The organism is Vibrio sp. L5-1 (assembly GCF_021728315.1).
Classification (GTDB): Bacteria; Pseudomonadota; Gammaproteobacteria; order Enterobacterales; family Vibrionaceae; genus Vibrio; species Vibrio splendidus_K.
Genome location: NZ_JAKKCQ010000006.1, coordinates 207,166 through 220,572 on the forward strand (window position 1 = coordinate 207,166; position 13,407 = coordinate 220,572).

A 13,407-nucleotide genomic window follows, 5' to 3' on the forward strand; every position below is an offset into this window, starting at 1 on the left:
ACCATTCACTAAAGTTGTAGCTAAAGATGTCTTTGAAAACACAAATTACCTTGAGAACCGCGGTGGTTCTGCCATTCGTGATGATTTTTCTGTTCACTATGAGCGTAATGGTTTTCACTCAAAAGCAAAGCTACAAAGAGATGGTGAGTGATGTTAGTGCACGCCAACTAACATCACTTACTGACCATGTTCATCAAAGCCTGTCCAATTTTTTAGAAAAACCATTTCACGCCAACCTCTCGCTCAGCCATAACATTGGCTACCACCATCTTTATCAAGCGGGCAACCTTAGCAAGGTCCAAGACTACATTCTTTATACGTTTTCAGACCATTTCACAGCTATACCTCAACTCGATGTGATCGGCTTTGGTTCTGAAGATGGTAACTATGTCGGTTTTCGTAAAGAAGCTAACAACGGCTATACCTTGATGGTACAAGACGACCGTACTAACGATCAGCTGGTCATTTACCGTGGCAGCAAGATCAGCGAAGACATTCGATCGGTGATTTCAGGTTACGACCCGAGAGTCCGCCCTTGGTACACACCCGTTGCTACACAAAAAAAGGCTGTATGGTCGCCAATTTATGCCAATGCAGATGAACGACAAGAGATCACCTTATCTGCCCTCGCCCCTATCTATGATGACAACGAATTCAAAGCCGTCGTCGTTAGCGACATTAAGATCAATACCTTTAATGCGTTTCTCAAAGAACTCAAAGATAAAACGGATGCCTCTGTTTATATCATTGATAAGCAGCAACGCTTGGTCGCTCACTCGGGCGGAGGTAGCGTGGTCTCTTGGGGAACAGGGAAAACCAATAAGGGCCAACGCTTACTGGCATCAGAGAGTGCTAACCCGGTAATACGTGAAAGTGCTAGCTACGTAGACCAATTTCACCTAATCGATAATTTGGGCGTGCAGCGCTTTAGCTTTCGCCTAGACAACGAACGATACTTCAACCAGATCACCCCTTATGAAGATGAGCACGGCATCACTTGGTTTATTGGTATGTCGATCCCTGAAAGCAACCTACTCGGTGAATTACCTGAAAACCAAAGAAACAGTTGGTTGCTCGGGCTAGCGCTGAGTTGCATTGGTGTCATTGCTGGGTTAATTGCGTTTAATCGCGTTACCCAACCCATCACCTCAACAGCGGATGCGGCAAAGCGTCTTGCTAAAGGTGATTGGGGCACGAGCATGCCAAAGACAGGGCATATCTATGAAACCAGCATGTTGGTGGAGTCATTCAATGAAATGGCCAACAACTTAAAGGCTTCCTTTCAAGCATTACAGTCTCAGCTTACCTATGACTCACTAACCAAATTATATAGTCGAGAAGGCTTTATCGACGCTGCCAAGAAAAACCCTGCAAACGAAAAAGGCACACTTTATTTAGTGGGTATTGATCGCTTCCGAGACATCAATGACAGCCTTGGTCATTACAATGGTGACCAATTGCTTATCATTGCGGCCGCTCGTTTAAGAGGTACATTGCCATCCGATTACCTATTAGCTCGCACTGGCGGTGATGAATTCGCCATTTACGCCCCGAACGTCATCCAAAGCAAGGAAGCTCAACTACTGACTAATCGCTTGCTTCAAACCTTTGCTTCCCCATTTTCAATGGAATCAGAAAGTGTCGCCATTAAGGTATCGATGGGAGTCGTCGGTGTATCTAACGTCCACGACATTGCGCTATTGCTGCGTAGTAGTAGCATTGCTTTGAGCAACGCAAAACAAGACAAAGCCAGTGTCAGCATTTACAGCCCTGAGATGGGTAAAGCATCAAGACATCGTACTAAGATGCTAGCGCGGATGAACCGAGCGATTGAACTTCAACAGTTCGAACCCTTTTATCAACCTATTATTGATCTAGAATCCGGATCGACCATTGGGGCTGAAGCTTTAGCACGCTGGATAGCCGATGAAGGAATAGTCTCACCACTTGAATTCATTCCTCTCGCTGAAGAGAGCGGGCTGATTTACGATATCGGCAAGCAAATTCTACATAAGTCGTGTCGAGATACTGCCATCGCGATTGAGTCAGGAAAATGGAGCAAGGACTTCTCTATTCACGTTAACCTTTCGGTCGATCAACTGAGTGAAAGTGGCTTTGTTGAACAAATTAAAGGCACGCTACGTGACACCAAGCTACCAGCAAGCAACCTGACACTAGAGATCACTGAGTCACGCATCGTCGACAATGATCCTGCCATCATCGATAACATGCTGACGCTAAAAGCATTAGGCATCTCGATTGCAATTGATGACTTTGGTACCGGCTATTCGTCACTGGCTTATTTACACAAACTGCCATTTGATTGCTTAAAGATCGATCGCAGCTTCGTCAGCAAGCTCGAAAAAGAGAACCTAGATAGCTCTATCGTTGCAGCCATCGTCAATATCACCAAGGGCTTCAAGGTAAGCATAGTCGCAGAAGGTGTAGAAACTCAGCAACAAGCGGATCTACTCAAACAGCTGAAATGCCCACAGGCACAGGGGTTCTTATACAGTCGCCCGGTTCCTTTTGAGCAATGGCCAACCGACCTCTGCAACGTAAAACAAAGCAGTAAAGAAAGCATGATGTAAAGTAGATAGAGAATTGACTTACAGATAGACACAAAAATGCCAGCATAATGCTGGCATTTTTTATATTTCTGTTCTCAATCGAACGATTAAATCACACGAGAGAACTGCTGTTGACGAGCCTTAGCACGTAGGTATTTATCGAAACACATACAGATATTACGAATCAACAAACGGCCACGCAAAGTCACGCGGATTTCTTTGTCGTCGACTTCAACCAACTCATCATTGATGAAGGTTTGCAGTAGCCCTAAATCTTCTTTGAAGTAACGATTAAAGTTAACCGAGAACTCAGATTCGATCATGGTTTTATCAAGCTTAAAATTACAGATAAGCTGTTTGATCACTTCACGACGTAGAAGGTCGTCACTGTCTAGAGCAACACCTTTCCAAAGCGCGTGGCGAAGGTCATTCACCTGAGCGTAATACTTCTTCAGCTCTTTCTGGTTTTGAGCGTAAGCATCACCGACCATAGAGATAGCAGAAACACCGAAGCCAATTAGGTCAGCTTCACCTTGGGTCGTGTAGCCTTGGAAGTTACGATGCAGAATACCTTCACGCTGTGCTACTGCTAGCTCGTCTTCAGGCAGAGCAAAGTGATCCATACCAATGAACTGGTAGCCCGCGCCCGTTAAAGTCTCAATGGTATCTTGGAGGATTGCCATTTTCTCTTTTGGTTCAGGTAAGTCTTCATCTTTAATCTTACGCTGCGCAGCAAACAGTTGCGGCATGTGTGCGTAGTTAAATACCGATAAACGACCCGGTTTCATTTCTAACACTTGCTTCAATGTTTCCGCGAACAAAGCTTGAGTCTGCTTTGGTAGGCCGTAGATCAAATCAAGGTTGGTTGAACGAAAGCCTAGCTCTTTCGCTCGTTTAACCATCGCAATGATGAACTCTTCATCTTGCTCACGGTTAACCAGTTTCTGCACTTCTTTATTGAAGTCTTGCACACCAATGCTCAGGCGGTTGAAGCCTTCGTTACGCAGGTGGTCAAGTACGTCTAGCTCAATCTCACGTGGGTCAACTTCAATACTGATTTCAGCGTCAGCTGTGAAGTTAAATTCCTCACGCAGAATCATCATCAAGCGAGTAATTTGTGTTTTGGTCAAGAACGTTGGCGTACCACCACCGAAGTGCAATTGCGTCACTTGACGGCCATTCAACAAAGAGGCGCGCTGGCGGATTTCATGTTCAATCACATCTAAGTACTCATCCGCTTTATGCGAGTGACGAGTAATGACTTTATTACAACCACAGTAGTAACAAAGCTTATGACAGAACGGGATATGCACGTAAAGAGAGAGTGGACGCTCAGGGTACTGAGTACACGCCATGTCGTAATCAGCGACGGTAAACGCTTCATGAAACTCCAACGCTGTTGGATATGAAGTGTAACGAGGTCCCGAATAGTTGTACTTGTTTAAGATCTCTTGATCCCAAACGATTTGCTGATTCGTTGTTACTGGCTTGCTCGACATAGCGGTAATTCCAATTTAGATCCGCGAGAACTTAAGGTCTCTCAAATCATTTTACATACATTAAAATATAGACGGGTTATTTTGCCACACGACCTGTAAGGTCGTTCCAAGACAAAATCAATTTTTCAGACAAAAACTCAGAACTGCTAGCTTGATCACTAACAAAGCGTCGGGATTAACGAGACGCAAAAGGTAAGAAGGCTCATTTAACATCGTCTATTAAAGACAAGGCGACTTAAAAACAAGATGCATTTAGGACAAAAAGTCTTTAATGCATAGGTATTAAAAGCAGCGCGTCTAAAAGCAAAATGTTAAACAAGCCTCTATATTTAAAAGTCTTAGTGACTAGATCATCTGAATGTTGATTTGGTTGTTGAGAGGCTTAACCTTCTCCTGCAACCTTTTCAAATCTTCAATGACCGCATCATTCAAGCGAGTCTCCGCCTTATGGCGTGTGAGATTCTGCTGCATGCGCTCTTTCTTCGTCAGTTCCTGCCTTCCGTCTCCGCGAGCCATATCTTTTACGATATGGTACAGCTCAGAAAGAGCAGGATACTCAGAATCAAAATCGACACGCTCATCACCCTGAACGTTATCCATAATGATACACACTCGGATACTGATCTCAGGTAAGTCACACTGGCCTTGAATACCCGCTAAGCACAGAGTATTTACGTTTTCGTAAATCGTCGCGTTACGTTTTTCAATGGCAAGTGCTTGATGCTGCTTTTGCAACTCCGTCTGCTTCTTCACTTGAAGTAGAAGGTAACCTGCGTAAGAGCCCAAGCCGAGAATGATAATTCCACCAGCAATTGCTAATAAGGTTACGTTCATTGGCTATTAACCTTTAAAGCTGTCTAAGTCGAAATCTTCGAATTGAGATAGCAAGTCTTCGTCAGAGCTTGCTTTCTTCTTAGATGCAACTGGTGCTTCTTCGAAGATCTCTTCTTCATCGTCTTCTGGCTCTAGCAGACCTAAGCGGCCCATTAGGTGTTCGATACGATCAAGTTTCTCATCAACAAACTTCTGCAGGCCAGCACCTAGGTTTTCACCATTTTCGATACGATCTAGCAATGTGTTCAGTTGAGCATCATTCTCAAGCATCTCTAACTCTTGTTCGTTAGATAGCTTGCGCTCTTGTTTGGTCGACTTCTTCGCTGGTTCAACAATCAGCGGGATTTTTTTCTTGCTGCCTAAACGAGGGTCGCGAGCTAGTGCAGCTTTACGCTGTTTTGCTTCGCTACCATCTGAGTGACGGCTGCCAGACTTAAGGCCTTTACGCTTTTTAACACGCTTACGTTCACGACCTTCAACATCAGATTCACTACGGTTACGAGTAACCATAGGTTCCGGAGCGCCAAGTGCTCCCGGTTTTCTTGATTTCTTACTACGACCCATTACTGCACTTTCCTCAGTAAAATTACATCATTTCCAAAAAATTCTAGTTCGAGCTTATCCCGCTCTGCCAAAAACTGGAATGTTTGACGACTAAAGAAGACGACATGTGTCGGGTCATTCTTGTAGTGCCAACCAGCAAACGCGTCTACGTCTATTACTAGTTTAGTCATAAGACCAATCCAGCCCTTGGGTTTAACTAAATTCAACCATTGCTGCCACACTTTGTCTGGGTGATAAAGATGCTCTATCACCTCAGTGGCAGTCATAAAGTCATACGTTTTTTCCAACACAGAAGCTTCTGGGTGGTAATAGATATCGTACAACTCCATGGTGTGTCCGGCTTCTTCTAACATAATAGATAGCGTAGGGCCTGGGCCACAACCAAAATCCAACCCGTGTGAGTTAGATGAAATTTTGTCTGTTAGTGGATCCGCGATGCGAGATAGAAAACGGCGATAGCCTGCATCACTAGGATCGTTCTCATGGAGATCATAGTGTGCTTTCTCTTCTTTTGCTTCTAACCTTTGTTCAGGTTTAACAAATACCAGTTCACATTGCTGACATTGCAGATAGGCTCTGCGTTTGTCTTCAAAATAGTGATTCACGCCTTGGTGATGGCATAAGGGACAAGTATACATAGCACATCCTTAAACAGGGATGCGAAACATACCAGAAACTGAGTTTATAGTGGAGAGGTATTGGGTGTTTTTTCATCAAATCAATAAAAAAAGCGATAGGAAAACCTATCGCTCTCTAAATCTGCCTATATCGGCCAAAATTTGCATACTCAACTTGGTACACAAATCTCCATTTGTTATTGGTGCTTTCCATGCCAAATTTGTTTGTTGTTCATCGTCCTGATGAGTTTTGGCTATCCTTTTCTAACACCTTGTTGCTGGGCTGTCCTAGCCTGATCCATTTCTGTCTATACCGTTAGACTAGATGACCATCCGTATCTAAGTCAGCTCCTAGCTGATGGCCGTTACTTTACCCGGTTACAAAAAGACTACAAGAGTTCAAGCTCACACTTTTGTACACAAATCGATCACACATTGATAAATCAGACATCAGCGCAAAACATATTAATAAAACCAATACAAAAGAAAACACCCCGACCATTACTGATCGGGGCGTCTCTTCAATCTCGCTCGAGCGTACATTTCTTTACTCTGGCTAAGAGCAAGAAACCGACATATTAGTGTAAACCACCAACGTACTTCGATAAGGTATCAATATCTGCGTCTGTTAACTTTTTAGCTACATCACGCATCATCGCATTCATGTCGTTATTACGGCTACCATCGCGGAATTTCTCAAGTTGAGCCTTGATGTAATCTGCGTGCTGGCCTGAAATCTTAGGGAAACCAGAAAGTTCGGTACCGTTACCACGTGGACCGTGACAAGCAATACACGCCGTTACGCCGCGTTCTGCGTTACCCGCGGTGTAAAGAACCTTACCTTCATCTACTACATTCTCAGGAGTAGAGTTACTAGAGATAGGTAGCGATGCGTAGTACGCCGCTAGGTCAGCCATATCTTCTTCAGATAAAGACATCGCCATTGCACCCATTACAGGTTCATTACGACCTTGCTTACCACCACTGGTCATACCGAGCTTAAGCTCTTTTAACTGCTTCTCTAGGTACTTCTCATGTTGACCAGCCAGCTTAGGGTACTGAGTGATCAGACTGTTGCCGTCAGCACCGTGGCAGGCAACACATGTTTGTGATTTGGCTTTACCAGCTTCAATACTACCTTGAGCCCATACTGAGCAGCTGGCTAAAAGACTCAAAATTAGCGCTAATTTCTTCATGACATTCCATTATAATTATCAAGCTTCCAGTACCACTCTATGTTGCCACTCATGGTACAATAGGCGACCTTATGCCGAGCACGGTTATTTTACACAAATTCACAAAAAAGTAATCAATCGACTACACAAAGTCGAGATGGAGTTAACAGTGAGCGTAAAAATTCATTATCAAAACACGCATTTCATTACCAGTGCACCTGATATTCGTCATTTACCAGAAGACGAAGGGATCGAAATTGCGTTTGCAGGACGCTCCAATGCTGGTAAATCTAGCGCGCTAAATCGCGTTACAAACCAAAAAGGCTTGGCGAAAACCAGTAAAACACCCGGTCGAACTCAGCTAATTAACCTATTTAAGGTAACGGACGGTTGTCATATCGTCGATTTACCTGGATATGGCTTTGCTCAAGTCCCTCTTGAGCTGAAGAAAAAATGGCAGAAATCGCTAGGTGAATACCTACAGCGACGCGAAAGCTTGAAAGGTTTAGTGGTATTGATGGATATCCGTCACCCAATGAAAGACCTTGACCAGCAAATGATCTACTGGGCTATCGATAGCCGCATCCCAGTGCAAGTTTTGTTAACAAAAGCAGACAAACTGAAAAGTGGCGCTCGTAAAGCGCAACTACTGAAAATCCGTAATGATGCGAAATCTTTCGGTGGTGATGTAGCGGTTGATGTCTTCTCTTCAATGAAGGGCATCGGCGTTGATCAACTGCGAGCCAAGATGGATGAGTGGTTTGCCCCAGCTTTTGCTGACCAGATTCTTGATGAACTGGCTGACGAAGAGCACAACGACGCAGAGTAGTTCTTCTATCTATAGCTTTATCTATAATTAGAGGTTAAAGCACTTACAGCAAGTAATTTAGTCTTATCAATACCCCGCCTTATATAGGTGGGGTATTTTTTTGCCCACAAATTAGTGAGTTAAACCTAAATCTTGAGAATTAAAGACAAGATTAATCAGTTAGAAACGAGAGAAGTGAACCATACTAAAAGACACATCTAAATAAACAGAACAATGAGAAAGGAATGCTCATGTGGAAAAAACCCTTGGCGACCATCGCGCTTATATTGATCTCATTTTCCGGTGTAACATCTGAATCGGAACAGCCCAAGACCGAGGCCGCTCTGGTCAATGTTGATATGACCTTAGATCTCGACGGCATGGAGAAGTACGCTCAGGAGGCAAGTGAATCTCTCGAGGTAATATCACAATCGTTGCAAGCTATCGTCAACAACCCCAACCTTAGTGAAGACCAACAAAAAGCCCTGAATCAAACCGTTGAAAGCATCAACAAGCTTGCGAACTCTACCAAGACATCACTCAATCAACTCCCACAAGCCTTAGACCAATCTCGACTCGCCTTTAAAAAGACCAGTCAAATGCTATTGGATGATATTCAGACCAAGATCATCATTGCGTTAGCAGCCGTTATCGCTGTCATTGTTATCGCTTTGACTGCTATCTATCTACTCATCCTAAAACCCATGCAGCAAACCTTGGTGAAAGCGACCCACAATATCTCTTCTATGGCGCAATCCATCCAAATCACCGCCGAAGCGCTGAAATACAGTACTGAGAAACAACAAGAAATCATGGATTACATTGAGCATTCACCCACTCAATACACTGATAAATAAGGCGTAAGCTATCAATCCTTTATCGGCAACTTGTAAAATAAAAGTTATTTTAAATGATAAAACAATTAAATTAGAGGCGGATTTAAATTACCAAATGCTGATCGAATTCCAGATCTAAGGCAAATCAGGTGTTTATCACTGTGCTTGAGAAAGCGTAAGAAAAGACACTAAAAAGGGCGAGTTTACGGGAGTAATAGTAGGTTAGAAATATTTTTCTTTCGCACAAGAAAAAACGCCCCAGTCAAATACTGACTGGGGCGGCTGAATCAGCCTAATCCAATAACGTGAAACAAAAGGTCTGAAAGATAGAACATCTTACCTCTGTACCCTACAAGATTTAATGTACAACAATTGCTCAGAAATGAAAACAATTTTTGTAGTTTTTTTTCATGAATGTTTTATTAAAACACCTAAATTCTTCTTACGGTTTAACTTTATTCGAGACAAAAAAAAGCCAGTGTTTGTGCACTGGCTCATACTAATTCACTCAATAAGGTCAAAAAATGATTAGTGGGCTTGATCCCAGTTGTCACCGTGGCCTGCTTCCGCGACTAACGGTACTTCTAGATCAGCGGCTGACTCCATCAATTCTTGTACTTTACTTTCAATTTCGGCTAAAGCTGACTCTTGAACTTCAAATACCAATTCATCGTGTACTTGCATCAATAGCTTCACACGACCATCGCCTTCCGCTTGAATCCACTCATCCACTAACAACATCGCTTTCTTAATGATGTCTGCTGCAGTACCTTGCATCGGTGCATTGATCGCCGCACGTTCAGCGGCTTTACGACGCATGCCATTACGAGATTGGATTTCAGGCAGGTGCAACCGACGACCGTAAATGGTTTCAACGAAACCTTGCTCTGAAGCAGCGCTGCGTGTGTCTTCCATGTACTGCATTACACCAGGGTAGCGTTCAAAGTAAGTGTCCATGTAGTGCTGTGCTTCACCACGAGGAATCCCCAGTTGCTTAGCCAAGCCAAAGGCACTCATGCCGTAAATAAGACCGAAGTTAACGGCTTTAGCACGACGACGCTGCTCAGTGGTAACTTGATCAATAGCCACGCCGATAATCTCAGCAGCCGTTGCCGCGTGAATATCTTTGCCTTGTTGGAACGCTTCCAGCAGCGCTTTATCAGCCGATAGGTGCGCCATGATACGCAATTCAATTTGAGAGTAATCGACCGCTAGGATCTTCCAACCATGTTGTGCAACGAATGCTTGGCGAATACGACGACCTTCTTCATTACGAATTGGGATATTTTGTAGGTTTGGATCAGTCGAAGACAAACGACCGGTTGCCGTTACCGCTTGGTGGTAAGAAGTATGAACGCGACCCGTTTCAGCGTTGATCATCTTCGGCAGTTTATCCGTGTAAGTAGACTTCAGTTTCGCAAGGCCACGATACTCAATGATCAGTTTAGGCAACGGGTAATCAAGGGCCAGCTCTTGCAACACTTCTTCGTTAGTTGAAGGCGCACCTGATGGCGTTTTCTTGATAACCGGTAGACCCATTTTTTCAAACAGGATCGCTTGCAGCTGTTTTGGCGAGTTCATGTTGAACTCTTGCTCTGCAATCTCGTAAGCTTTCTGCTCTAACTCATCCAGACGAACCGCAATCTCTTGTGATTGAGCCCCTAAGAGCATGTCATCGATGAATACGCCAGTACGCTCAATGCGAGACATCACAGGAATCAGTGGTACTTCGATTTCTTCATAGATGGTTTTAAGCTTTTCATCTTGCTCGATGTTTTCCATCAGGCGGTTATGCAGACGTAGTGTCACGTCAGCATCTTCTGCAGCGTATGGAGACGCTTCACCCAGCTCAATCTGGTTGAAAGTAAGTTGTTTCTTACCTTTACCTGCGATTTGCTCAAATGAGATGCAGCTATGCTGTAGGAAGCGTAGCGCTAGGCTGTCCATATCGTGCTTGCCACCTACGCTATTGAAAACGTAAGACGCCAGCATAGTGTCGTGTTTGATGCCTTTCATCTCGATACCGTAGCGCGCTAGCACACTCATATCGTACTTTAGGTTTTGACCCACTTTTGCTTGAGCATCATCTTCAAGAATCGGCTTAAGCTGTTCAAGTACCCAATCACGATCCAGCTGCTGCGGTGCGTCTAAGTAGTCATGGGCAACAGGTACGTAAGCGGCAACGCCTTCTTCGGTTGCGAATGACAAGCCAACGAGGTTCGCAACCATGTAATCTAAGCTGTCTGTTTCAGTGTCGAAAGCAAACAATTCAGCGGCTTTAAGCTTTTCTAGCCAAACATTGAATGACGCTTCATCTAGAATCGTTTCGTAGTTACTGCGATCAATCGTCACGGCAGACGTATTCATCTCTACAGTAGACGTTGTTGCAGAAGCGCTGCTGCGTACTGAACCAGCTCCCGTTGCTGCAGATCTTTCATCCGCCTCAACCACACCACTGCCACCTTCAAGCAGCTCGTTCAACCAAGATTTGAAAACCAGTTGGCCGTATAGTTTGATCAGCTCGTCGATATTTGGCTGTGCTTTGACGAGTGACTCTGGTGTCTCTTCAAGTTCAACATCTAACTTAATTGTCGCAAGCTGGTAAGACATATCAGCATTGTCTTTATTATCAGCCAGCTTCTTAGCCATGGTTTTCGAACCACGGAAACCAAGCGCCGCAATATCATCAAGATTTTGATACAACTTTTCGATACTACCGATACCTTGCAGCAATGCCGTCGCAGTCTTATCGCCAACACCTGGAATGCCCGGAATGTTATCCACTTTATCGCCCATCAACGCGAGATAATCGATAATAAGCTCAGGCGGAATACCAAACTTCTCAATAACACCTTCACGATCCATTACCACGTTGGTCATGGTGTTGATTAGGGTAACGTTGTCATCGACCAACTGCGCCATATCTTTATCACCGGTACTGATAAGCACAGGCATACCCATCGCAGAAGCTTGAGAAGCCAACGTACCAATCACGTCATCTGCTTCAACGCCAGGAATAGAGATAAGTGGCAAACCCATCGCACGAATCACGTTGTGCAATGGTTCTATCTGGCAACGAAGATCGTCAGGCATCGGTGGGCGGTTTGCTTTGTACTCTGGGTACATATCATCACGGAACGTTTTCCCTTTCGCATCAAAAATAACCGCAATACGATCAGAAGCAAATTGACGCATCATGCTGCGTAGCATGTTAACCACACCATAAACAGCATTCGTTGGGATATCACCATTGCTCATGGTGCCAGGGTAAGCATGGAACGCGCGATATAGGTAAGAAGAGCCATCGATCAGAATCAATGGATTATCAGGAATACGAGCCATAATGTTTGTGAATCCAGTAAGTACAGAAATTATCTGTTAAGAATGCCACGTCTGTTGGTTGGATTCTACGTTGTCGATCTGTATCCGTTCACTCGGTTGTGTTCGTAATAATCGATTTGTTGTTATTTTTTGTTCTTAGACACAAGCGTTCTGTGGATAACTCTGTTTATATTATTTACCCACCCTGTTGAGAACTAAGGTAAACCACCAAAAAAACGCAAATAAACCACTGAAAATAAACGATAAAATTACAGATCGAACATATGATCAACGATCTTTTCTCGATCTTGCATTGTGGAAAAGAATGCTGATGGCGTTTTATTCATAAAAAAACGTGCCACTAAATATGCATCTTGTTGAAATGGAGGTATAAAAAAAGCGACACCCGAAGATGTCGCCTAGCAAAAACCGGTAAAGCCATTCAAATTGAATACCACAGCTTTACCTAAAAGCTATAAATTACACTGGAAGCAATGTGAGCAATGTCGTGTCAAAAAGAACTTAGTACAAGTTCGCGAGAATTCTGTTGGGTAACCAAGTAGATACTTGAGTACTTAACATCCTTGTGAACATTTCCTCATTCCCTAAGACGAAGTTAATAATAATGATTCTCATTTAATAGTCAACAATTAAATGATAATAAATCTCATTTAATTTATAAACCGTTCACCACAGTGCTCAAATTTGCTTCAAAAAATGAATTCTATGGGCATTAATGTCTTCTTTTTCTTCTAATTTTTCGATTAGGTAACCGTTTCTCAATAACAGACGCAGCATCGCAGGAAACTGGTTACGAGATTTCACTTTCAGCTGTTGGTAGCCCTGTTGCTTCACCCACTGTTCTTGAGTATCTAATTGCGCCTGTGCAACACCTTTATTCCTTGCGATCGGTGATACGCCACCAAACCAGCTGTAAAACGTGTTTTCATCCAATTCATAACCGATCTTAAAACCCAGTAACACACCCGCCTCTTCAGCAACGAGGATCAGGCTTGTTTTACCCGCTAATCGCTCCGATAAAGACGCTACACTCTCTTTTTTGGCAAACTCGGTAATCTGTTCAACAACAGAAACAACCTCTTCTAATGAGCCTTCACGCACAATAACAGACATCTTGTTTCATCCTCATAAAACAAAAGGGCTGGCACAACGGCCAACCCTT

General features: G+C 43.7%; 10 protein-coding genes. 3 read left to right on the forward strand and 7 right to left on the reverse strand.

Going from position 1 to position 13,407, the window contains the following annotated elements:
• Nucleotides 1–26 precede the first annotated feature (26 nt).
• Nucleotides 27–2,591, forward strand: a complete 2,565-nt coding sequence (locus tag L3V35_RS19915; RefSeq protein ID WP_054547997.1) for a GGDEF and EAL domain-containing protein — start codon at nt 27–29, stop codon at nt 2,589–2,591.
• An 86-nt stretch (nt 2,592–2,677) separates the two neighbouring features.
• On the opposite strand, the gene hemN is transcribed toward L3V35_RS19915, so the two are convergent.
• From hemN to L3V35_RS19940, 5 genes are all read right to left on the reverse strand, one after another.
• Nucleotides 2,678–4,069 (reverse strand): oxygen-independent coproporphyrinogen III oxidase, encoded by a 1,392-nt coding sequence (gene hemN / locus L3V35_RS19920; RefSeq protein ID WP_017095620.1) that lies wholly within the window; start codon nt 4,067–4,069, stop codon nt 2,678–2,680.
• A 345-nt stretch (nt 4,070–4,414) separates the two neighbouring features.
• On the reverse strand, nt 4,415–4,903 hold the full coding sequence (locus L3V35_RS19925; RefSeq protein WP_017079341.1) for a DUF2489 domain-containing protein: 489 nt from the start codon (nt 4,901–4,903) through the stop codon (nt 4,415–4,417).
• A 6-nt stretch (nt 4,904–4,909) separates the two neighbouring features.
• Complete coding sequence (gene yihI, locus L3V35_RS19930) at nt 4,910–5,467, reverse strand: Der GTPase-activating protein YihI (RefSeq protein WP_004735577.1); 558 nt, start codon at nt 5,465–5,467, stop codon at nt 4,910–4,912.
• Nucleotides 5,467–6,105: a class I SAM-dependent methyltransferase gene (locus tag L3V35_RS19935; RefSeq protein WP_004735576.1), complete on the reverse strand. Its 639-nt coding sequence runs from the start codon at nt 6,103–6,105 to the stop codon at nt 5,467–5,469. Before L3V35_RS19935 ends, yihI begins: the two co-directional genes overlap by 1 nt.
• 557 nt (nt 6,106–6,662) lie before the next feature.
• The gene (locus tag L3V35_RS19940; RefSeq protein ID WP_004735574.1) at nt 6,663–7,280 is read right to left on the reverse strand and encodes a c-type cytochrome; all 618 of its coding nucleotides are present in this window, start codon (nt 7,278–7,280) and stop codon (nt 6,663–6,665) included.
• Nucleotides 7,281–7,428: 148 nt separating this feature from the next.
• Between L3V35_RS19940 and yihA the strand changes: the two genes are divergently transcribed.
• Nucleotides 7,429–8,088, forward strand: a complete 660-nt coding sequence (yihA, locus tag L3V35_RS19945) for a ribosome biogenesis GTP-binding protein YihA/YsxC (RefSeq protein WP_054547998.1) — start codon at nt 7,429–7,431, stop codon at nt 8,086–8,088.
• 230 nt (nt 8,089–8,318) lie between these two features.
• On the forward strand, nt 8,319–8,924 hold the full coding sequence (locus L3V35_RS19950) for a GTP-binding protein (protein ID WP_237300533.1): 606 nt from the start codon (nt 8,319–8,321) through the stop codon (nt 8,922–8,924).
• Nucleotides 8,925–9,431: 507 nt separating this feature from the next.
• Here L3V35_RS19950 and polA read toward each other — a convergent pair.
• Together polA and L3V35_RS19960 are read right to left on the reverse strand one after the other, a co-directional pair.
• On the reverse strand, nt 9,432–12,245 hold the full coding sequence (gene polA / locus L3V35_RS19955) for a DNA polymerase I (RefSeq protein ID WP_065207366.1): 2,814 nt from the start codon (nt 12,243–12,245) through the stop codon (nt 9,432–9,434).
• 678 nt (nt 12,246–12,923) lie between these two features.
• On the reverse strand, nt 12,924–13,358 hold the full coding sequence (locus tag L3V35_RS19960; RefSeq protein WP_237300534.1) for a GNAT family N-acetyltransferase: 435 nt from the start codon (nt 13,356–13,358) through the stop codon (nt 12,924–12,926).
• Nucleotides 13,359–13,407 lie beyond the last annotated feature (49 nt).